We start from the raw sequence: 21070 nt of genomic DNA, 5'->3' as shown, positions 1-21070 counted from the left end.
TTCATTGCCAAAAGTCAAAAAAATTAAACCAGTTATACGGGGCCATATGACAGTATTTATCCAGCAATTCTACATACTTTGTTAATGCTTGTTGCAGTGCCGCCTCCCTTCCTTCTTTCTCGACCTCAGTGAAATCAGCCAATGGCTCTATAAAAACTTCATATTTCCCCGGTCCAGTATATAACCCGGTCATGAAGAAAACCGGCCTGCGCAATATTGCCGCTATTCGTAAGGGACCATTTGACCATAAAGCAGGTTTACCCAGAAAAGGAATTGGTTGCATTTTCTCCTTGCCAAAAGAGCGATCTCCGAGCAACCCAACCAAGGCACCATTTTCCAGTTCTTTTTGCACGCAAATCATCGAATCTACACGGCCTGGAGATATAACATTTTGTTCAATATTCGGGTTTACCGCTGAAAGAATGGCATTAATACGCTGCGCATTTTTTTCATACATCACCATAATTACACGGGGATCAATATGTTGTCGGCCAACGCCTCTTAATACCTCGAAACTACCGAGATGTGCGCCGAGCAGTAATACTCCTCGTCCTGTCGCAACAGCTTTATCAACGGCCTCTGGTTGGTATAAAGATATATCAAAACAGTCAAAACGATCATTGAGCAAATAAATCCGATCATGGATTGTCGCTGCAAAAGAAAAAAAATGTCGATAAACCTGCCAAATATGTGCCGGTCGGCCAAATACCCGTGTGAGATAGGCTCGCGATGACCGCCTGGCTTTTGGTGCAAACAAAACAAAGTATCCGGCGATCAGATACAAGATAAGGCGGGCCAAGCGACGGCCCAACCTCAGGGAAATCCAGGTAATGAACCGTAGCATGGTCATGCTGCCACGTTCTGGAGACCTTGCCCAGCCTTGCTGATCTGAAGATATTGACGCCGGGTCTCGTGCAAACATCAGCAGAGGTCGAGTGTTGTAGCTGGTTTGAGATTTCCTGCGGCAATCTTTCTTTTATTCTCATAAATCTCAAAAACGATAGTCTTATCCTGCCTTATATCAAAACGTAAACTCAGCAGATCTCCAGGGGAGACAGGGCTGTAAAATTTTGACGCGGTAATCTGCCCTCCTGCCATTATAGTCTGGCCAATTGCAGACTCGATGGCATGAATTGCCTCGTCAACCAGCATCACGCCGGGAACGATGGGATGCCCCGGGAAATGCCCGGAAAATACCGGATGAGTCGCGGGGAAGCTGAGGAGTATCTCATGCTGTGTCAGGATTATTCTCCCTTTTATGGTATGCCGTGACCAATGCCAGAAGCGCCTCGCGCGGCAGTTTACCCGTATTATTACGCGGCAAGGCATCAACCATATGCAGGGGGCGCGGAAGAAAAGCCGGATCAATACGTTCGCGCAATTTTGCGTTAATCAACTGGGCATCTACCCCACGTGCTACAACAAAAGCAATCAAGCGACTAACACTGCCAGGCATACCATCGTCAGGCATAAAAAAAACGCCGTCTTGAACTTCCGGGATGGAGTTGAGTTGATGATTTAGATAATCCAATGAACTGCGTTTCCCAGCTATATTGACAAGATCGGCGGCTCGGCCCTGCAGAAGAAATTGTTCCTTATTCAGAACCTCTAGGTTGTCACTGATTTTGGTTTTCTGCGCCAAATGCCCTCCCCTAACCCATAAGTGCCCAGCCTCTTTTGTCAAATGTAGGCCCGGTAATAATGTCCATGCATCAGTTTGTGCACTCCGCCGGGTGGCAATCAAACCTGTTTCAGTAGATCCGTAAATTTCCTGCAGCGGTGCTTCAAAACTGGCCTCCGCTTTTTGAGCAAGATCCTGGGGTAATGGAGCCGTCGCAGAAACCAGCAAGTCGGCGGTAGGTAATGAAATATTGGCACTCAGTAATGCACGGAGGTGAATAGGGGTGCTCACCAGCAATCGAGGACGTGGCAACGATGAAAATTCAGCTCCAATATCAGCCGGATAAAAATATTGTGGCGAGCTGAGGGCTCCTCCACTTTGCAAAACAATCAGTATCGTTGATTCCAAGCCATACATATGTTGAGGCGGCACCGTACCAAGGACAGTATATTTACGTCCATCAAACAAGCCCAGCCGTTGGGCTTCAGAACGAGCACTCCCCACCAGAGCGGCCCACCTTTTCAGATGAGGTACAGGACTTCCAGAAGATCCCGATGTAAACACATAACCTACTGGCAAATCCCCTGGAAGAAGAGGTATCGGTATATTTTTATTGACCTCCAATTTGGGAGACAAGTCAGACAGGCAAAGTTGGGGCAAGTTGATGTCGTTATCCGCGTCGTTGAGGCAAAACACATCCGGGGCGAAGCGTAGCATCTGATTGATGGTTTCGTTCGTATATGTCGATGGTAGGAGACTTATTTTATGAGCAGTCATGACTGCGGCGAGCCCCACCATGAAGCGGTAACGGTCATGGCAAACATTGAGAACGTGTTTACCTGGGAGAAGCATGGCACGAATCTGCTCAACGTCCGCCAAAAATTGACGCGCTGTAATCGCTTCACCATGCCTAAACGCTACGATATCGTTCGCAGATGTGTGGGTCATCAGTGGAAGAAGATTCGTTGCCGGAGTATCCATAAATAATGAATGTTACCTTATCCGTTGCCATTGCGCGGCTTTTCTTTGCTCAGCGCAGCAGGATCATCAGAATATAAGAAAAAAGCGTGAAGCGCTTCCACCATTCCGGCACGTTCGCCTACCGGTATAATGCGGCAACGTACTGTATATTCAGCAAACATCATAGAAACTACCAGCCCCATAGTAATAGCATTGGTCATCAAAAAAAATAAAGGATGTGGTGAAAATTCAAAAACAATTAATGGTAGAACCGTCATGATGCCGAACAAAGAGGTCCAAGCTATTGTCACCTGTCGCGTGTACTGCGCCACTTTTACATTCAGCGGGCCATGCACCAACTCAGCAATTCTGGAGATCATAGGAATACGCCCAGGGAGCAACGTGATGCCAAAAACAAAAGCTGATAGTGCGAAAATGCAGCTTCTTTGAACCATGTACGTCCAGCTCAGATAGTTCACCAGAGTAGCTTGATAATGCCACAAAGCAAAAATCCCGGCGGTAATAGCGACAAAGCCAATGTTACGGTATTTGGTCTTCCACAACATAATTAAAATCAAAACAATAATAGGAAGATAAGAAAAAACGACAAGAAAAGCCCCTGGATGTGCAGAAGACACCCCTCGATAGGCGAGTATTTGATATACAAAAAAAATCAATACCATAAATGCTATTCCCAAGTAAGTTTTCAATCTCCCTGAGAACAGCTTTAACTGAACAAATTGATTGTGCAGCGATTTCATCCCTTCTGCCTTACAAGAATCTGCCGTCACAAAACAATACAACTGTAATATTGTTCGAAATAATAACATGGCACCATTCTGCTTGAAGCTTCCGGTTCAAAATGAATCAGATTGCATTGGGCACCATGGCCTTGCTGCCAGTTTATTATATTGAATGGGTCCATACCTCTCCGCCAATATCAGCCACCCACCGCTGCAAACTGATGGAATCATGGCCTACAATCACGCTCACACCAACTTCATTCCAAGAGGGATAGAGAACGAGTTATACGACCAAACTCCGCAATATTGCACAGCAAACAGCACGTCATAATCGAAGAACCCGCTCTACCTAGAGGAAGTTCAAGAAATTCCCAGCTTCCTTGAATCCACAAAGCCAGGCGGACGGCAAGTCGCTCACATCCCCTTCAGCATCAACCAGCAATTTCGCTTCCCGTAACACCTGCGAAAAACTATAGCCTACCACATAAAAATCACAAGTCACTTACCCGTTGACTTCGTTGCACCAGGCTCCGCTTTTCTAGTCAGGCAGGTAGAGCACCAGCTCGCGCAGAAAAATAATGTACAAATACCCTAGATTATCGCCCTATCAAGATATGTCCACCTCAAATTTCGGTTCTTGGTGAACGATTAAACCGGTTTGACATTCATGGGGGCCCCGACCACAATGTTGTCATGACTTATTGTTGTAATTTATAAGACACATGGCATCGGCGCTTATATCACGATTTACTGCGACAAGTAGCATTGGGCGCGGTTTGGAACAGACAAAAACTGCACTGAGTGAACGCCAGTGCGGACTGAGGCTTCGCGTCTTTCAGAATATAAACATCAACACCTGGGTCGGTGAAGTTGACGCCGTTGACGACGAGGAAATAAGTCCGGACTTAATGGATTTCAACTGTCGTAATAACCGGTTAGCGCAAATGGCTCTGCGCCAGGATGGATTTGAGGAGGCGGTAGAAGCTGCTATCGAAAAATGGGGTCGCAAACGTATCGGCGTCTACATGGGGACCAGTACCGCCGGGATTCTCCAGACCGAACTGGCATTTCAGCATCGTGACCCGGTAAGTGGAAGCCTGCCAGCGGATTTTGTTTATGCTTCCACCCACAGCCCCTACTCTTTAAGTAACTTTGTTCGGCGCAAATTACGCCTTGAAGGCCCGGCCCTTTCGGTCTCTTCTGCCTGCTCTTCCAGCGCCAAGGCTCTCGCTTCAGCAAAACGCATGCTGGACTTGGGACTGATTGATGCTGCAGTTGTTGGCGGCGTAGATTCGTTATGTGCTACCACTGTTTACGGTTTTCATTCCTTAGGGTTATTGGCCGACGGCCCCTGTCAACCATTTAGCGATGATCGCAAAGGAATATCCATTGGCGAAGCCGCAGCTTACCTACTCGTGGAACGCATGCCAAAAGGTCACTGCGGAGATGAGGTACTCCTGTTAGGTGTAGGTGAATCCAGCGATGCTTATCATATGTCATCCCCCCACCCTGAGGGTCTTGGAGCGCGTTTTGCTATGGAACAAGCTCTGTCCACATCCGGTTTAAAGCCCGCAGACATCAATTATATCAACCTGCACGGTACCGCCACTCTCAATAACGACATTTCCGAGGCCAAAGCCGTGGCGAGCGTCTTCGGCATCAATACGCCATGCAGTTCTACAAAAGGAGCAACTGGACACACCTTGGGTGCTGCAGGAGCTCTGGAAGCCGTTATTTGTGCCATTGCCATTCAAAACAATTTGATGCCAGCAGGTCCAAAAGCAAATCAGAGAGATACGTCAACTGGCATTCAATATCTTGCTTCAAACCAAAGGCAAAGTGTTTCCCATGTGTTAAGTAATTCCTTTGGCTTTGGCGGCAGCAACTGCAGTTTGGTCTTTGGTCGCTCCTGCAAGTAAAATGACATCATGACAACGCTAAATGCTTATCTTGATGGTATTGGCCTGCTCGGCCCTGGACTTGGAAGCTGGCCGCAGGCCTTAGCTATACTGACAGGGCAATCTCCTTACCAAAATCAGAAAACCGTATTATTGCCCCCAGCTTCGTTACCAACAGCAGAACGACGTCGCGCCAGCCCAGGAGTCATGGCTGCCTTGGAGGTAGGTCATGCAGCCTGCGCTATGGCCAATGTGCCGCCCGCAGACCCTGCATCAGTTTTTGCTTCGTCTGGGAGTGATGGCCGCATCTGTCATTCGATTTGTACAGCGCTGGCATCTGGAGACACCATGATTTCTCCCACTCAGTTTCATAATTCCGTACACAATGCCATTTCCGGTTATTGGGGCATTTCTGCGGGTGCAATGACACCATCCTCTGTGGTCAGTGCACATGATGGAAGCTTTGCCGCAGGACTCCTGGAAGCCATTGTGCTCTTGGCCACTACGGAACTACCTGTGCTGTTAATAGCCTGCGATAGTGACTATCCTCAGCCTCTGCACGATGCCCGACCAATCGTTGACACTTTTGCCGTGGCACTGTTATTAAAATCTACACTTAGCCCAGGAAAGACGCTAGCCCAGATCAGTATCTGCAGCGAGAACCTATTCACCGATGCTATCGTGCAGACCATGAACCACCCTGATCTTGAAATTTTGCGCCAATCCAATCCTGCAGCACACTGCCTGCCGCTGCTTCAGCACATAGCAATTGAAAAAGCCGGACGTCTTGTTCTGAATTATGAGAATCCATCCTGTCTGAGTGTGGATATAGCAACATGCCGTTAGACCGCCAATGGATTGCCGAACATATACCTCATCAGGGTCAAATGCATTTGCTTGATGCCGTGGAACAATGGGATGAAAACACCATTACCTGCAGGGCGACCAGTCACCGCTGTGAGACTTTGCCTCTCCGTGCCCATGGACGACTCGGCGCTGCCTGCGGTATTGAATATGCGGCACAGAGCATGGCAGTACATAACGCTTTGTCGTGCCTCAAAACGGGGGAGAGTGACACGGCTCGTTTAGGATATCTCATCAGCGTACGGGAAGTTGCCTTGCATGTATCACGCCTTGATGACATTGCATGCGATCTAAAGATCAAGGCCGAAAAACTGGCTGATAAAGGCAGTGTGTTGTATCACTTTACAGTTATGGCTGCGAACTGTGTGCTGCTGGAAGGACGTGTGGCGCTTTTATTGGGCGTCAACGGGCTTGCAGCGGAACCCTTTTTGCAAGCTCCCTTGACCACGCTCGAATGAGTATAAGCTGCATACCGAAGCGTGCACTGGTTACTGGTGGTAGTGGCGGCATTGGTGCAGCCATAGCCAGAAGACTTGCTGAAGATGGTCACCAAGTCATTATTCACGCCCACCAAAACCTGCTAAAAGCCCAAGCATTAGCTGACCAGATAGTAGCCGCAGGTGGAATAGCAAGTACGCTGGCTTTTGACATCACTGACGTTGAGGCTACCAATTCAACCTTGCAGAAAGAGCTTGAATGTGGCCCCATCCAGATCCTGGTCAACAATGCGGGCATTCATGACGATGCAGCCTTCCCGGCCCTAAATGCAAGGCAGTGGCATGACGTGATAGATGTATCACTCAATGGTTTTTTTCATGTAACACAGGCGATCCTCATGCCTATGATCCGTACCCGCTGGGGGCGTATTATCAATATCACCTCGGTGTCGGCCCAAACAGGTAATCGTGGTCAGGTCAATTATTCGGCGGCTAAAGGAGCATTACATGCGGCTACCAAATCTCTGGCGCTGGAGGTCGCCAGCCGAGGTATTACTGTGAATGCTGTAGCGCCTGGCATCATCGCCACAGACATGAGTGCACAAGCCTTCACTGCCGAAACTATTGCGCAAATAGTGCCGATGAAACGTGCCGGACGCGTGGATGAGGTGGCCGATCTGGTTGGGTTTCTAGCCTCGGAACAAGCTGGCTATATCAGTGGACAGATTATTTCCATCAACGGCGCAATGGCATAAACCATTGATGGCGCCTGGCAAATGCATCCCCCCGGTGGCGACCCTCCTGCGCCAGCCGGTGTCAGCGGATCCAGTGGACTCAGCGTGTCCGCGCTGAATAACGACGCAAAAATAATGTTGGGAGGCGTAACAAAAAACCGAAGAACAGACGAGTGTGCATCCAGGTAAGCAGCAGGTTGTCCCGCACATAATGGAAATGGGATACTCCCCCTTCATCCATATCAAAATAACGCACTGATGCTGGCATATTGATAATCCGGACACCAAGCCAGGACATTCTCACTGCCACCTCAGGGTCAAAATCGAAGCGCCGCATCCATCGATGCGCATGCATCAGCTGCCGCAGTGGGGAAACAGGATAGACGCGAAAACCAAACAGCGAATCACCAATGCCACCACCCAGTGTCTCCAGGTTGGCCCACCAATTGGATATCCGCCGGCCTTTTACACGCAAGGCCGGAGCACTGATATCGAATACCGGAACCCCGAGAATCATGGCATCTGAATTTTCATGTGATGCCGCCATGAAGTCGAGAATACGCTCCATGGGATGTTGCCCATCGGAATCCATTGTGAGCACATGGGTATAACCTTGAGCAGCCGCCTGATCCAAACCGAAAAGCACAGCGGCACCTTTACCCTGATTATCGGCGCGTTGAAAAACACGTATTCCACTATCTTGGGCAGCCATGGCTTCCAGTCCAGCAGATGTTCCATCCGTACTGCCATCCACTACAACCCATACGGGGTTCCACTGCAACCGCGCCGAAGCAACGGTTTCATATACTTTTGGGCCAGGATTATAGCTGGGAATCAATACCAGGTGGGTGACTGACGCTTCGTTCATTGCCCCTCTGCTTCTGTTGGATAAAGCGGCGGGAATGGAACATCTGTCAATGCTGACTCGAAATATCTTTCCAGCTCAACCGTAAAACCACGCACATCGCTCGGCGGGACAAAGCGTTTGCCTAACCGGATCCGATAATGAATAGGCATGGATGGTTTACGAAAAAAAGGCCAGCCTTTGGTCAGGAAAGCCGAGTCGGTTTCAATAAACACGGTTTGAATAGGTACGTTGGCTTCCTTGGCAATCAGCGCAATGCTGCCATGCACGGTCCCAATGGGGAGGCGTGTGCTTCTGGTACCTTCCGGGAAAAGCAGCAAATGGCTACCACCGCGCAGGTCTTCCGTGGCAAGGCGAATCATCTTGCGTAAAGAATCATTGCGGATATACCCAGCCAAACGAGCTCCTGCACCAAAAAACAGATTATTTACCAATTCAGACTTCAGGATACACGCCAGATTGGGTAATCGAGAAATCACCATCAGCGCGTCCAACATGGACGGATGATTAGGCGCAATGATCATGGGCGAATCCTTTTGGAGAATATCCAACGCTTGCAGGTTAAAATGGCAAGCACCCATACCAGACAGCGCCCACAAATACATTCTGAAACCCATAGTAATAATTATCCGCCCGGTGCGAGTTTTCCATTTTCTCGGCAAAATCAGATTCAATGGCAGAGCCAACAAGGTCCATAAAAAACTGATGCCTGCCAACAAACCTAGTCCACAATAAAAAATGAGGTATTCTCGCAGAGTCCGAAGCCTGCCTGAAGAACCCGTTTCCGGAATCTGGTTCATACCTCACCGCTAAGGTATAGACTTTCGATTTCCTCAATTTTTACCAAAAGATCTCCCAAGCTATATCGGCCTGATGATAAAACACTGGAGGTCACTCCACCCGTATATTTTCTTTTCGTTGCTTCCAGGCAGACCACGAACGCGTCGCGTGCCGCAAAGAAGCTAAGTAATAAATGCTCTTGAAGGCAGCAAGCGAGGGCTTGATCGGTGTCTTCTTGAAAATATCTCCTGCAAGGACCGAGATAACCGCCTCCCGAGCTCGGAAAATATTCCCTGAACGCATAAAAAGATCAATCATGGTCGGTTGGGTGATTCGATAGATGTACCAGGAAAACACCTTGCCTCCATGACGCACCTGTTGATCAAAACGTCTGAGCGCCTTTGTGGCTTTTTGCGGCTCACGCAAACAAGTGTCAATGGTCTTTGCGCCAATGAAAGCACTTTGCATTGCCAACATGACCCCCGAAGAAAAAACCGGGTCATAGAAAGCGAATGCATCACCGAGTAATAAATAGTTGGAGCCATGGGTTTGTTCACAGACATATGAGTAGTTGCCAGTCGCATTCACTGAACTGGTACGTTGTGCATTCACCAGCCGCGCTGCCAGATCTGGACATAACGCGATGGTGTCCATAAAAAATTCCTCTACCGTTTTTGTTCTGGATTTCAGATAGTACGGCCAAACCACAGATCCCACGCTGGTCGTTCCATCAGCGAGGGGAATAAACCAGAACCATCCATGCTCAAACCAGAAAAACGAAATATGACCTTCCTCTTTCCCCTCAAGGCGTCGGGCCCCTTGAAAATGCGCATAAAGAGCCGAACTATTATGCTTTGGATTACGACGCTTCTGCTTGAAAAGATTTCCCAAAAAAGTGTCGCGACCAGATGCATCCACAAGAAAGCGTGCCTGCAAAGTTTCCTGTCGACCATCTTCATACTCCGCAAGTATCCGGACTCCCGCATTATCAGGCAAAAAATCCACCGCTTTGGCTCGGCAACCTTCAATAACCTTGGCGCCCTTTCGCTCGGCATTGCGAATAAGGATCTCGTCGAATTCCGAGCGTCGCACCTGATATGCCATTGGCATAGTCTTGTCCCATGCGTCGGCAAAAGCAAAGTTCTGCGGCTTTTCAGTATGGTAAGGTGAATTAAATTCCGCCCCCCATTTTTCCATGCCAATTTGCTTCACTTCTTCTGCAACGCCCAATTCTTGCAACAAGGGCAAATTGGCCGGAAGCAGGGATTCTCCAATATGAAAACGTGGATGATGCACCTTTTCCAGAATCGTCACTTGATAGCCCCGTTCCACCAGCAGCGCACTGACTGTAGAGCCCGCTGGTCCCCCACCAATCACCAGAACATCGCAAATTTTTGTTGTCAGGCTCGGACTGGTCATTTCTTCGTTTTCCATTTGTTGTCTTCTCCACTGTATTTTTCGCAAAACATTTTCAACGATTACGCCCTCAGCAGACGCCTGAACCATAAACAAAATTAGAAACCACTGTTATCAAGTGCCATTGGCAAAGACACACTGTGTAGACCATGTTGTGCAAAACACTCCAATAGCCGAGGCAACACCTCAAGGACGACGGGTTGACCGGTAACCGTGCTCGCCGACCCTCCATCGTGCATCAACAAAATATCACCTGCAGATAAATTATGGACGAGGCGACGGAAGACCAAATCAGAATTATGACAAACCGTATCATAACCGCGCCGGGTCCAGGCCACATGTTGCATGTGCAACTGGCGCAAAACAAAGCCTAACCAAGGACTCCGAAAACCAAAAGGTGCACGAAAGAACCTGGGATTGACACTATTATTGGCTAGATTCAAGACCTGTTGTGTAGCTAGGACTTCTATCGTCAATTTTCTCATCCCGCCAAATGCAAACAAATTTCGGTGGTTGTAACTATGGTTTTCAATACTGTGCCCTCGACGAACGATTTCCGCGAGCAATTCCGGCTGTGCGACTGCTTTCTTGCCAATACAAAAAAAACTGGCCTTAGCGCAATATTTGTCGAGTTGGTCCAGTATCAGGGGAGTCACGTAGGCATCTGGTCCATCGTCGAATGTCAAAACTATCTCACCACGCTTAACAGCGTTTTCCGGCAAGCGTACCAGATTACTGCTGATCACTTTGCAACGGGGACACATGACCAGAAAGCCCAGTCCAACATTTACCAAAACCACCACTCCTGCCAGAACCCAAAGCACTGAGGTTAACTGCATATGTCCAAAAACCTCCAATTCCAAGCCACCTTGAGCAGATCAAACCTCAGAGAAAACCAATCATAACCATATATTTTTATGGCGTATTTGTATCCACCGTTATTTTAATCAAACTATCTGTGGATCCAAATCGAGAGTTGTTGTCATAGGTAAGAACACCTTGACCCTTGTAAAATGCTTCTGTACGACGCGTATCACCGCCAAAGTAAAATGGGATAAATTGCTTGCCGGTGATGTGACTCGAAGTATGACTTGGGAAACCGATCAACTGCTCGACTTGTTGTCTGGACATACCAACTTTCAATTTGGAGAATGGTGAACCGGGGGCAGGAAGAATCACGGGAGCTTTTGCCTCAAGTGCTGATGCCGAGTTTGTACTGGCTGTAGGAGCCGGTGCCGCAGCATTAGCTTGGGAAGACGAAGAGACCAATGCCGGCTTACTCGCTTCGTTTGCGCAACCAAACAGCCCAAAAGTCAAACAACTTACCGATAATATTCCAAAAATTCTCATAGTTGAATTCATTGTTCTAATTTCCCCATGTTGAATATCAATTAAGATGATTGATGTGTATTCCACTGACTTATACTGCGGTTTATGCTACAGACGAAAGCCTGTCCAGTCTAGCAAGTGGCTGACCACAAACACACTGCCACAAACATCTTCGCGTGTGCCTCATTGTTTTTTACAAAATTGAAGAATGGTCATCACAGCGCTCAATAGTAATTCAGCTGGCGCACGGAATGGATTACATACTCTTGGCAATGTATTCATTGTTGCATGCCCTGTGGTAATCTATACCCTGTTGTTCGAAGGTAAATGGCGCTTTTCATTGTGCAGAAAGGCTGGAATTTTAGTACTTGCGAGGTATTTGGCCGTGCTACAGTCTTTGGAGACTGGCATCTACCCCCAACGGGGGGAACATAGGATTAAAACAAGGGAGTGAGGCAATTGCTGGTCGTCAAAAAAGCTGATCTCAGCATCAATTTTGTTTTAATAGCTTAATTTTCAAAAATATTAGAATTAATATAAAATAATAATAATCCTGATTTATCTCAGCTCAACAAAAATGGAGATCGTCAAATATGTACAACCTTACGCCTCAGGAAATGGAATTAAGCTCACTGATAATAAGAACATTGAATCTTTCTGCTGAACCGCACAATATCGACCCTGAAGCACCATTATATGGTGGGGAATTAGGGCTTGATTCTATTGATATTTTAGAAATCTCTATGGTTGTATCAAAAAAATACGGAGTGACCATATCCAACGATAGTGAAAATAAAGTGGAAATTTTTAGTTGCCTGCGCAATCTATCCACTTACATAGAGTCACACCAAGTCATTTAGCACTTGATTTGAGTAAATTCAGACGTTTCCTGAAAATTTGATCACAGCCCCATAATGCGTAGTTTGCGTGAAATAAAAAGCTCCCGACGAAAATCGGGAGCTTTTTCAGTTCTACTGAAAAAAATCAGTGCTGATGGTAGCTGAGCACCCGTTCTACTTCATTTTTCGCGCCCAGGATGACGGGAACTCGCTGATGCAGTCCCTCCGGCTGTATTTCCAGAATCCGTGCAGTCCCGGTACTTGCTGCACCACCAGCCTGCTCCACCAGATAGGACATTGGATTGGCTTCATACAACAACCTGAGTTTACCGGGTTTTTTTGGGTCTTTCTGATCAAAGGGATACAGAAAAATTCCGCCCCGGCAAAGAATGCGGTGAACATCCGCAACCATGGAACCCACCCAGCGCATGTTGAAATTCCGCCCGCGCGGACCTTCTGTACCCTGGTTCAGCTCATCAATATAGCGTTGTACCGGTTTCTGCCAATGCCGATGATTACTCATGTTGATGGCATATTCACTGGTGTCTTCCGGAATGGTCATTTGCTTGTGGGTGAGAATATATTCGCCTATGGACGGGTCCAGAGTGAAACCATTGACACCATGCCCCGTACTGTAAACCAGCATGTTACTGGAACCATACAGGGCATAACCGGCACACACCTGCTCCACGCCCGGCTGCAGGAAATCATTCATGCTGGCATCCTGTCCCGCAACCGGTGCCCTGAGAATGCTAAAAATCGTTCCGACACTAATCCCAACGTCCGTGTTGCTGGAACCATCCAGAGGATCAAAAAGAAGCAGGTATTTACCTCTGGGAACACTATTGGGGATGGAATAAGGATCATCCATTTCCTCTGAAGCCATGCCCGCAAGATGACCAGTCCAGTCCATGGCGTGCAAAATGGCATCGTTGGAAATAATATCGAGCTTTTTCTGTACTTCGCCCTGGACATTGTCAGTCCCGGCACTTCCCAGGGCACCTACCAGGGCACCCCGATAAACCTGTGCACCGATAAACTTGCAGGAAACGGCCAGATCATTCAAAAGCGCAGCGAAGTCGCCGGAGGCCTGCGGATGCCGTCGTGTTTCTTCCGTAATGAATTGTGTCAGGGTAGTCCCAATATGCATGCGCCGATCCTTTAATTAAGCAGTGAAAATTTGTCTACAGGGCACTCAAGCCCAGCCTGAAGGTGATGGTGGATTCTATCGCGCGGCCCGCACCCTGGTCCAACCATTGCAACCACTGAATGTGAAAACGATGAATACCTCCGCTGATTTTGGGGTAACAGTCCACATCATCGGCAATTTCCAGACGGATCAATGAGGGCGGTCGACGCGGATCCAGGGCAGAACCATAGCGCCCTTCCAGAGCATCCACTAGTGACCATGCACAGGAATCCCGCAGCAAAGCCAGAATCAAATCCACACTTTGCTGCAATAATTCCAGCCCTTTCTCCCAGCCACCAAGCAGCATTTTCGCGCGTTCCGGTGCCTGCTGACTCCAAAAAGCCAACAAGGGTAAATCGCAGTCCGCCAAACCGCCGGCAACACCCATACGACCCCGCGCCAGCTGAATGATTTCCTGATGTCGTAATAACTCTCCAAAAGCTTCCCGATGTTCGCGCAGTAATTTAAGTTGCTGATTGATTCGAAACTGCCAGGCCTGTAGGGGCTGCTCATCCACCTCGGGACTTTGGGACCAGATACTGAGGCTTTGCCCAAGTCGCTCCAGTTCCAGAATCAAATCCAGGCGTAACTCTGGTCGACTGCAAAAATCCAGCAGTTCATTATATGGACGCAGTGCCTGACGCAAATCTCCCTCATGAATGCGCTGCACCTGCGCAAAAACGCTCTCCATGCGCAACAACAATCGGGCGCGCTCGTGGAGGGGATGCTCATAAACTGCCATGCCTGTCCTTTTTTATCCGTAAAAACCGTTCATAGTGATAGCAATTAATGCACCATTTTCGGGCACCATCTGACAGGGTGCCACAGGCAATTTTTCTAGGCAAATCCACGGGCTTTATGAAGTGTATTCCAGTAATCCAAAACAGCTTCACGCAAAGCCTGCACGTCTTTTTCATTGCTGATAATGTAATCTGCTGCCGCATTCCGCTCAGCACGCGGAAGTTGCGCCGCCAGAACAGCCTCAATTTGCGGGCCGGACCAGCCGGGACGCGACTGTAATCGTTCAATTTGCAAAGAACTTGGACAATCAATGACCAGAACCTGATCCAGCAGCGCCTGATAATGGTTTTCGACAAGCAACGGTACTACCCAGACGATGACCGCTTCGGGCAGATCCTTTTGCAGACTTTGGCTACGGTCCAGAAAAAGTTGGCGAATCTGGGGATGCAACAGGGACTCCAGCCATTTTTTGGCGGCCGGATCACTGAAAATTCGGTCCCGCAACAAAGACCGATCCAAACGACCATCTGCCAGCAAATATTGAGGTCCCCATTGCTGGACAATCTCCGTAAATGCCGGTTGTCCCGGTTCAACCAACTCACGGGCCATGAGATCCGCATCCAGTATATGCGCACCCAAGCCGCGCAGCATTTCTGCCACAGTACTTTTGCCGCTGGCAACTCCGCCTGTCAGTCCTAAGCGCATAGTGATCAGGCTCCTAGAAAATGCAGATACGCATGGACAATATCACCGGGCCAGAGCAGCATGAGCCAACCTCCCAGTGCCAGATAGGGACCGAAGGGAATGGCGTAATCCCGCCCCTTTCCGCCCAGCAGGAAAGCAATGGCTACCAGCCCTCCGCTTATTGCCGCTATAAATAGTGTGAGAAAAGCTGCCTGCCAACCCAGCCAGGCTCCGATTAAACCGAGTAGCTTGAGATCGCCACCACCCATGCCATGCCGTCCGGTCATTTTCAAATACACAGTCGCCAGCAACCATAGGCTGCCGTATCCCAGAACAATGCCGAGGAGGGCATTCAATGGCGTGGTCAGGGCTAGTCCCGACCCCAAAAAAGCGGAAGCATTGGTGAGCAGACCGAGGAGCATACCCGGTTTGGTAATGCGGTCCGGGAGCAATTGGGTTTCCAGATCAATCAGGGTAAGCGCCAATAAAGCCCAGGTGAAAAGCAGTGCAGGAATTAATGACCAACGAAATCCCCATTGCCAGGCAACCACTACACTGAATATTCCTGTCAGCAACTCCAAAGCAGGATAGCGCCAGGAGATGGAACTACCACAAGAATGACAGCGACCATACAGCAATAACCAGCTCAGCACCGGAATATTCTCCCAGGCGCGGAGCACATGCCCACACTGTGGGCAATGGGAAGAAGGCCGAATGATCGATTCCCGGCGGGGAACGCGGTGCACGACCACATTGAGAAAACTGCCAATCAGTAACCCGAACAGTCCCACAAAAACATATCCGGCAACGGGAAAGAGTGGCGTCATCCCCCTCTCCCAGTCACGGCACGGGTAAATCTGAGTGCAAAAGATTGTGGACAAATACCCAGTCGCGTCGCCGCTGCCGCAGGGTCTCCGGAGACCTCGGCAAGCACCGATCGGAGCAAATCGGCTTCGGCACTATCCAGGGTACAGGCAACCCCGGATTTTGTTTTCTGGGCAGCAGGAGAGAAACCTCGGTCCGCATTCTGGTTCGGAGCAACGTGATTTCCATTTTCAAGAATATTCTTGTCCGGAAATACCAGACTACGCTCCAGCAAATTCTCCAGTTCGCGCACATTGCCCGGAAAATCATATTCCTGCAGCTTTTCCAGGACGTCTCCCGCCAAAATGGTCGGACTCTGGTCTGCTTGCCTATTGATGCGCTGAAGAATCGCCTCAACCAGTTGGGGAACATCTTCCAGTCGTTGCCGCAATGGCGGGATGTGTAACTGCACCACATTCAGCCGATAAAGAAGGTCTTGACGAAAGTTCCCAGCCTCCACCATCGCGCCAAGGTCGCGATGCGTCGCTGAAATAAACCGCAGATCCAAAGAGATTTCCCGCGCTCCACCCAGCGGCCTGATCACCCGCTCCTGAATGGCGCGCAGCAACTTAACCTGCATCAACATGGGTAACTCAGCAATTTCGTCCAGAAAAAGCGTGCCTCCATTAGCCGCCTGGAAAAGCCCTTGGCGGGACTGGGATGCACCAGAATAGGCGCCTTTTTCGGCACCAAATAATTCGCTCTCAATCAATCCTTCAGGAATCGCGCCACAATTCACTGCCACAAAAGGCTTGTCCTGCCGCAGGCTGGAGTCATGAATAGCCCGGGCAGCCAGCTCCTTGCCGGTTCCTGACTCGCCCGTAATATGAACAGGCGCATTACTACGAGCCAGCTTGCGAATATCTGCTCTTAATTGCTGCATTACGAGAGACTGACCGATCAGCCGGTTCGTCGCATCCTGCTCCACACCCCGGGGATGATTCAGCTTGAGCGCCTGGGTCACCAAGTGGCGTAGCCTAGCCAATTCAATAGGCTTGGACATGTAGTCAAAAGCCCCCGCCTGCATGGCCTCGACAGCGCCATCCGCCGATGAATAAGCCGTAATGACGGCCACTGGAATGTGTGGATGAACATCGCGCAAATGTCTTACCAGATCAATGCCTGAACCATCTGGCAAGCGTAAATCGCTCAGCACCAGTGAGGGAAGATCATGAGAAAGATGGGCGTGCGCCTCTGCCAGAGAACCTGCACCAGACACCTGCAGCCCCATACCCTGCAAAGTAATCTGTAACAATTCAACAATACTGGGCTCGTCATCCACTACCAATGCCGAGGGGCCAGGTTGATTCGTCATCATGCCGTCTCCTCATGCGGGTCCCAACAGGGCAGAAATATTCTGAATATGGCACCACGATCAGGGTGATTCTCACAAATTACATGTCCGCTATTCATTTGGATCAACTCGCGCACCATCGGCAAACCCAGTCCGGTACCCCGAGAGTTGGTCGTAAAAAAAGGCTCAAAAATGCGTTCCATGACTTCCGGTCGGATACCGGGACCGAAATCTCTTAACGTCAGCATAATTTGTTCTTTTCCATAACGTTCTGCACTGATTTCTACCCGCACCAGCCCATCTTCGTCCACTGCATACTGGGCCGTATTATGCAGCAAATTCCAGACAACCTGACGCAATTGTGCAGGATCCGCGTAAATCAGCAAGCTCATTGAGACATCCTGAACCAGCACATGCATGTCCGCCAACTGTGGATCGGCCTGAAGCTGAACAAGCAATTTCGGCAACCAGCTGGATAAGGCGATGGGCTCCAGATGGGCGGGTCCCGGTCGCGCCATTTCCAGTACCGACTCGACAATGGCGTTGATACGAACCGTTTCTCTTTCCAATATTTCGAACAAATGGCGAGAACTGGCATTTTCCATGCTTTCATCCAGAAGATTGGCTGCGTGACGGATGACACTGAGCGGATTACGGATTTCGTGGGCAATATTCGCCGCCAGACGCCCTAATGCGGCGAGTTGCGCCTCGCGCTCCATTGCCCGCAAAACAGAAGCATCCCTTAACAGCAGCAGACGGAAGGGACTCCCCGGAAGCGCAATTTTTCGTACCATCAATGACTGCGCCTGGTCCCTTGAAGCCGGATCACCTGAACCCGAAGGAACCAGGACTTCATGATCGTCATCCTGATTTTTAATCAACATCGCAGCCAGACGCGCCTGTACCAGATCTATGGCAACAGGTACATTTCCCCAAAACCGATAACCAGAGAGTTTGCGTGCAATCGGATTGCTCAGGATAACCCGGTTATACTGGTCCAGAACCAACACGCCTACATCCATCTGCTGAACGATTTCCTGGTTAAGCACATTCAGGTTGAACAGCTCCTGGTCACGTTGTATGGCTAAACGATTACCGCGATCCAGACTCCGTACCAGGCTGTCCGCCAGAACGGCTACCGCAACCAGTGCCAGAATATAAATAAATAACTGGCCAAAAAGTGGGTGCAAGCTCGCCATGCCACCCTGCAAAGATTCAATCACCAGAAGCAGCAGCAATACCCAGACAAATAAAAACGCGCCTTTCCCCCGCAACAAACTGGCTACTGACACCAGCAGTAGAAAAGGGAGAATACTGAAGGGACCGGTTATCCCACCGCCATAATGCAGCAGCAGCAACACCAAAACAGTATCCACTAACACTTGCGACCAAAGATGCCAGCGCGCCTGGCCGGGAAACTTCATCAGCAGGAGCAAAAGATAAAGCAGGCTCATCCCTGCAGCGACGAGTGTTACCACGCTCAGCGGATGGTTGCGCGCACCTATATCCAGGAAATTTTTACTGACTGGCAACTGCACCAATACGGCAATTGCAGCGGCAATCAACAGGCGATAAGCCGAAACGCCCCACAGACGCCGCCAGGAACCGTCCTGCTGGATGGACTCAGATACCATGAACTTGAATTTTGTGGTGCTGCATCAGTTATTCATTGTAGATTGGTGACTCTCAATACTTCTTCCAGACTGGTTATGCCTTCCTTGATTCTTCGTAGACCATTCTGGCGCATGGTGAGCACCCCCTCACTGGCTGCCTGGCGTGCCAGATCTATAGCGGTGCCACCTCGCATGATGATTTCGCGCATTGTTTCACTGACTGGCATGACCTGATAGAGCCCCGTACGCCCTTTATAGCCCGTTTTATTACATTCATCACAACCCGTAGGGCCCATGGGGCGCCAGCCTTGCAGATCATCCGCAGCAAACCCGGCTTCCACAAGGGCCTGATCGGGAATGCGAACCGGCTTTTTGCAATGCGTACACAGCTTGCGGGCCAGCCTTTGGGCCATGACCAGATGCACCCCACCGGCAATGTTGTAAGTAGGAATACCCATGTTCTCCAGGCGGGTCAGGCTCTGAGGTGCATCATTGGTATGGAGCGTAGCCAGCACCAAATGTCCGGTCTGGGCTGCCTTGATCGCAGTTTCTGCGGTTTCCAGATCACGTACCTCACCGACCATGATAATATCAGGATCCTGACGTAAAAATGAACGCAGGGCAGCGGCAAAATTCAAGCCGATCCGCTCATTGATATTCACCTGATTGATCCCATACACCGGAATTTCTACCGGATCTTCCGCCGTGCTGATATTACAGTCACCAGTATTAAGAATGTTCAATGCGGTGTATAACGTCGTGGTTTTACCAGAGCCCGTAGGTCCTGTTACCAGAATCATGCCATAGGGGCGGTGAATGGCCTCCTCAAAGGCTTTGCGTTGCTCCGGCAAAAATCCCAGCTGTTCGATGGGCACCCTGGAACTGGCAGGATCCAGAAGACGCAAGACAATGGTTTCCCCAAAACTGGTCGGCAAAAAAGACACGCGAAAATCAATGACCCGAGCCGGAGGCACGCGCACCCGCAAGCGTCCATCCTGAGGCAAACGCCGCTCCGAAATATCCAGACGACAAAGAATTTTCAGTCGCGACGTAACGCCATCCCGCAAAGCCAACGGTGGATGCAGAGCGTCCTGCAACACCCCATCCAGGCGATAACGTACCCGGAAATCCTTTTCATAAGGTTCCAGATGAATATCCGATACACCACGCTGAATCGCATCCAAAAGCAGTTGCTGCACAAAACGCACCACCGGTGCGTCTTCCACATTGCCATCACTATCCTTGGATAAATCAAATTCTTCCTGGGCACCATCCGCATCTACATCTGTTGACTTTTCAAGGAATACATCATCAATTCCTGTTCCGGCATTATTGGCCAGGTGTACCGCGCGCATCAGCTTGTTGGCTTCCACGAGTATCGGCACGACCTGCAAGCCGGTATTGAATTTGATATCTTCTACGGCTTTAAAGTCGGTAGGATCTGCCATCGCCAGATAAAGTGTCTCGCCGCGTTTGGACAAGGGCAGAACGAGATAACGGCTCATCAGGTTTTTATCGATCCGGCGTACCAACAGGTCATCAATCATGACCGCATCCAGATCAAGCATTGGCATATTGTAGCGCTGAGATAGATGCGCCATCAGCGCAGGCGCCGAAACAGCGCCTTTTTCTACTGCATAAAACAGCAATGGTTTTTTTCCCCGCCCAGGATCACTGGCAAGAGAAACCAATTGCGCTTCATTACCTAAGCCATTGCTGACCAGTGCCCGCAATACGGGCGTTAAAGCGATTTGTTCCGGGTTTGCAGCCATCGACGTAATGTATCCTCCACAGCTTGGGTTTGCGGCAAAACACCCGTCCAGATTCGGAAGCTTTCAGCCCCCTGTTCCACCAGCATGCCCAACCCGTCAATAGCAACCCGTCCATACTGACGAGCCGCGCGTAACAATGGGGTTTCCAAGGGGTTATAGACGATATCGTACACATTGCCATGATTTGGCAACAACTCCAGATCCAGTTCCGGATGATTTTCTCCATGCAAACCCAAGGCGCTGGTATTCACCAGCAATAGCGTCTGCGGCAAAATCCGGGCAAGGATTTGCCGTTCCAGTGGCAGAGGATGCAAGGGGAATTGGGGAAATTCAGCCGCCAGTTTTTCGGCGCGTTCGACATGGCGGTTGGCCACATAAATAGCGGGGCAACCAGCCGCTCCCAAGGCATAAATAATAGCCCGGGCTG

General features: G+C 49.6%; 21 protein-coding genes and 1 pseudogene. 5 read left to right on the top strand and 17 right to left on the bottom strand.

Features of this window, described 5'->3' with window-relative positions; all coding sequences use genetic code 11:
- Position 1 precedes the first annotated feature (1 nt).
- The 4 genes from HAP95_RS04560 to HAP95_RS04545 all read right to left on the bottom strand — a co-directional run bounded on the left by HAP95_RS04560 (position 2) and on the right by HAP95_RS04545 (position 3342).
- Entirely contained in the window at positions 2–850 is an 849-nt protein-coding gene (locus HAP95_RS04560; RefSeq protein ID WP_215883144.1) for a lysophospholipid acyltransferase family protein, read from the bottom strand.
- A gap of 71 nt (positions 851–921) precedes the next feature.
- Positions 922–1329: an ApeI family dehydratase gene (locus HAP95_RS04555; RefSeq protein WP_215883143.1), complete on the bottom strand. Its 408-nt coding sequence runs from the start codon at positions 1327–1329 to the stop codon at positions 922–924.
- Positions 1229–2602, bottom strand: a complete 1374-nt coding sequence (locus HAP95_RS04550) for an AMP-binding protein (protein ID WP_215883142.1) — start codon at positions 2600–2602, stop codon at positions 1229–1231. The genes HAP95_RS04555 and HAP95_RS04550 overlap by 101 nt, the downstream gene beginning before the upstream one ends.
- Positions 2603–2619: 17 nt before the next feature.
- Positions 2620–3342 (bottom strand): COG4648 family protein, encoded by a 723-nt coding sequence (locus tag HAP95_RS04545; RefSeq protein WP_215883141.1) that lies wholly within the window; start codon positions 3340–3342, stop codon positions 2620–2622.
- Positions 3343–4046: 704 nt separating this feature from the next.
- On the opposite strand from HAP95_RS04545, the gene HAP95_RS04540 reads away from it, so the two are divergent.
- Genes HAP95_RS04540 through fabG form a run of 4 tightly spaced genes read left to right on the top strand, consistent with a single transcriptional unit; the run spans position 4047 to position 7278 of the window.
- A complete protein-coding gene (locus tag HAP95_RS04540) occupies positions 4047–5243 on the top strand; it encodes a beta-ketoacyl-[acyl-carrier-protein] synthase family protein (protein WP_215883140.1) in 1197 nt (398 codons plus the stop codon).
- Between the two features lie 9 nt (positions 5244–5252).
- Positions 5253–6068, top strand: coding sequence for a beta-ketoacyl synthase chain length factor (locus HAP95_RS04535; protein ID WP_215883139.1), 816 nt, complete (start codon positions 5253–5255; stop codon positions 6066–6068).
- Entirely contained in the window at positions 6059–6544 is a 486-nt protein-coding gene (locus HAP95_RS04530; RefSeq protein WP_215883138.1) for a hotdog family protein, read from the top strand. The genes HAP95_RS04535 and HAP95_RS04530 overlap by 10 nt, the downstream gene beginning before the upstream one ends.
- The gene (fabG, locus tag HAP95_RS04525; RefSeq protein ID WP_226832565.1) at positions 6541–7278 is read left to right on the top strand and encodes a 3-oxoacyl-ACP reductase FabG; all 738 of its coding nucleotides are present in this window, start codon (positions 6541–6543) and stop codon (positions 7276–7278) included. Before HAP95_RS04530 ends, fabG begins: the two co-directional genes overlap by 4 nt.
- Before the next feature lie 79 nt (positions 7279–7357).
- Here the strand turns inward: fabG and HAP95_RS04520 are convergent, their stop codons facing one another.
- From HAP95_RS04520 to HAP95_RS04500, 5 genes are all read right to left on the bottom strand, one after another.
- Positions 7358–8125: a glycosyltransferase family 2 protein gene (locus HAP95_RS04520; protein ID WP_215883137.1), complete on the bottom strand. Its 768-nt coding sequence runs from the start codon at positions 8123–8125 to the stop codon at positions 7358–7360.
- Positions 8122–8922 (bottom strand): lysophospholipid acyltransferase family protein, encoded by an 801-nt coding sequence (locus HAP95_RS04515; RefSeq protein WP_215883136.1) that lies wholly within the window; start codon positions 8920–8922, stop codon positions 8122–8124. Before HAP95_RS04515 ends, HAP95_RS04520 begins: the two co-directional genes overlap by 4 nt.
- Positions 8923–9013: 91 nt before the next feature.
- Positions 9014–10321, bottom strand: a complete 1308-nt coding sequence (locus HAP95_RS04510; RefSeq protein WP_226832569.1) for an NAD(P)/FAD-dependent oxidoreductase — start codon at positions 10319–10321, stop codon at positions 9014–9016.
- A gap of 95 nt (positions 10322–10416) precedes the next feature.
- Complete coding sequence (locus HAP95_RS04505; RefSeq protein WP_215883134.1) at positions 10417–11157, bottom strand: polysaccharide deacetylase family protein; 741 nt, start codon at positions 11155–11157, stop codon at positions 10417–10419.
- A gap of 76 nt (positions 11158–11233) precedes the next feature.
- Positions 11234–11734: an outer membrane protein assembly factor BamE gene (locus HAP95_RS04500; RefSeq protein ID WP_215883133.1), complete on the bottom strand. Its 501-nt coding sequence runs from the start codon at positions 11732–11734 to the stop codon at positions 11234–11236.
- Between the two features lie 506 nt (positions 11735–12240).
- On the opposite strand from HAP95_RS04500, the gene HAP95_RS04495 reads away from it, so the two are divergent.
- Positions 12241–12507 (top strand): phosphopantetheine-binding protein, encoded by a 267-nt coding sequence (locus HAP95_RS04495; RefSeq protein WP_215883132.1) that lies wholly within the window; start codon positions 12241–12243, stop codon positions 12505–12507.
- 124 nt (positions 12508–12631) lie between these two features.
- Here HAP95_RS04495 and HAP95_RS04490 read toward each other — a convergent pair whose 3' ends face one another.
- The 8 genes and pseudogenes from HAP95_RS04490 to HAP95_RS04455 all read right to left on the bottom strand — a co-directional run.
- Complete coding sequence (locus HAP95_RS04490) at positions 12632–13636, bottom strand: class 1 fructose-bisphosphatase (protein WP_215883131.1); 1005 nt, start codon at positions 13634–13636, stop codon at positions 12632–12634.
- Between the two features lie 34 nt (positions 13637–13670).
- On the bottom strand, positions 13671–14417 hold the full coding sequence (gene zapD, locus HAP95_RS04485) for a cell division protein ZapD (protein WP_215883130.1): 747 nt from the start codon (positions 14415–14417) through the stop codon (positions 13671–13673).
- A gap of 95 nt (positions 14418–14512) precedes the next feature.
- The gene (gene coaE / locus HAP95_RS04480; protein ID WP_215883129.1) at positions 14513–15121 is read right to left on the bottom strand and encodes a dephospho-CoA kinase; all 609 of its coding nucleotides are present in this window, start codon (positions 15119–15121) and stop codon (positions 14513–14515) included.
- 5 nt (positions 15122–15126) lie between these two features.
- A complete protein-coding gene (locus tag HAP95_RS04475; protein ID WP_215883128.1) occupies positions 15127–15927 on the bottom strand; it encodes a prepilin peptidase in 801 nt (266 codons plus the stop codon).
- Positions 15924–17282 carry a sigma-54-dependent transcriptional regulator gene (locus tag HAP95_RS04470; RefSeq protein WP_226832563.1) on the bottom strand — a complete coding sequence of 453 codons (1359 nt, stop codon included), beginning with the start codon at positions 17280–17282 and terminating at the stop codon, positions 15924–15926. Before HAP95_RS04470 ends, HAP95_RS04475 begins: the two co-directional genes overlap by 4 nt.
- Positions 17279–18892, bottom strand: coding sequence for a two-component system sensor histidine kinase NtrB (locus tag HAP95_RS04465; protein ID WP_215883127.1), 1614 nt, complete (start codon positions 18890–18892; stop codon positions 17279–17281). The genes HAP95_RS04470 and HAP95_RS04465 overlap by 4 nt, the downstream gene beginning before the upstream one ends.
- A gap of 32 nt (positions 18893–18924) precedes the next feature.
- Entirely contained in the window at positions 18925–20643 is a 1719-nt protein-coding gene (pilB, locus tag HAP95_RS04460; RefSeq protein WP_215883126.1) for a type IV-A pilus assembly ATPase PilB, read from the bottom strand.
- Positions 20613–21070, bottom strand: a pseudogene (locus HAP95_RS04455) (shikimate dehydrogenase); the annotation flags it as partial. The pseudogene HAP95_RS04455 and the gene pilB, both read right to left, overlap by 31 nt.

Origin of the sequence: Acidithiobacillus sulfurivorans (assembly GCF_018853815.1) — a bacterium.
In the GTDB taxonomy this organism is placed as follows: domain Bacteria; phylum Pseudomonadota; class Gammaproteobacteria; order Acidithiobacillales; family Acidithiobacillaceae; genus Acidithiobacillus; species Acidithiobacillus sulfurivorans.
This window is presented reverse-complemented; position numbering and strand designations above follow the sequence as displayed.

Coding starts and splice junctions, on each gene's coding strand:
- HAP95_RS04560 (WP_215883144.1), bottom strand. CDS start 850: ATGACCATGCTACGGTTCATTACCTGGATTTCCCTGAGGTTGGGCCGT.
- HAP95_RS04555 (WP_215883143.1), bottom strand. CDS start 1,329: ATGCCTTGCCGCGTAATAATACGGGTAAACTGCCGCGCGAGGCGCTTC.
- HAP95_RS04550 (WP_215883142.1), bottom strand. CDS start 2,602: ATGGATACTCCGGCAACGAATCTTCTTCCACTGATGACCCACACATCT.
- HAP95_RS04545 (WP_215883141.1), bottom strand. CDS start 3,342: ATGAAATCGCTGCACAATCAATTTGTTCAGTTAAAGCTGTTCTCAGGG.
- HAP95_RS04540 (WP_215883140.1), top strand. CDS start 4,047: ATGGCATCGGCGCTTATATCACGATTTACTGCGACAAGTAGCATTGGG.
- HAP95_RS04535 (WP_215883139.1), top strand. CDS start 5,253: ATGACAACGCTAAATGCTTATCTTGATGGTATTGGCCTGCTCGGCCCT.
- HAP95_RS04530 (WP_215883138.1), top strand. CDS start 6,059: ATGCCGTTAGACCGCCAATGGATTGCCGAACATATACCTCATCAGGGT.
- fabG (WP_226832565.1), top strand. CDS start 6,541: ATGAGTATAAGCTGCATACCGAAGCGTGCACTGGTTACTGGTGGTAGT.
- HAP95_RS04520 (WP_215883137.1), bottom strand. CDS start 8,125: ATGAACGAAGCGTCAGTCACCCACCTGGTATTGATTCCCAGCTATAAT.
- HAP95_RS04515 (WP_215883136.1), bottom strand. CDS start 8,922: ATGAACCAGATTCCGGAAACGGGTTCTTCAGGCAGGCTTCGGACTCTG.
- HAP95_RS04510 (WP_226832569.1), bottom strand. CDS start 10,321: ATGACCAGTCCGAGCCTGACAACAAAAATTTGCGATGTTCTGGTGATT.
- HAP95_RS04505 (WP_215883134.1), bottom strand. CDS start 11,157: ATGCAGTTAACCTCAGTGCTTTGGGTTCTGGCAGGAGTGGTGGTTTTG.
- HAP95_RS04495 (WP_215883132.1), top strand. CDS start 12,241: ATGTACAACCTTACGCCTCAGGAAATGGAATTAAGCTCACTGATAATA.
- HAP95_RS04490 (WP_215883131.1), bottom strand. CDS start 13,636: ATGCATATTGGGACTACCCTGACACAATTCATTACGGAAGAAACACGA.
- zapD (WP_215883130.1), bottom strand. CDS start 14,417: ATGGCAGTTTATGAGCATCCCCTCCACGAGCGCGCCCGATTGTTGTTG.
- coaE (WP_215883129.1), bottom strand. CDS start 15,121: ATGCGCTTAGGACTGACAGGCGGAGTTGCCAGCGGCAAAAGTACTGTG.
- HAP95_RS04475 (WP_215883128.1), bottom strand. CDS start 15,927: ATGACGCCACTCTTTCCCGTTGCCGGATATGTTTTTGTGGGACTGTTC.
- HAP95_RS04470 (WP_226832563.1), bottom strand. CDS start 17,282: ATGATGACGAATCAACCTGGCCCCTCGGCATTGGTAGTGGATGACGAG.
- HAP95_RS04465 (WP_215883127.1), bottom strand. CDS start 18,892: ATGGTATCTGAGTCCATCCAGCAGGACGGTTCCTGGCGGCGTCTGTGG.
- pilB (WP_215883126.1), bottom strand. CDS start 20,643: ATGGCTGCAAACCCGGAACAAATCGCTTTAACGCCCGTATTGCGGGCA.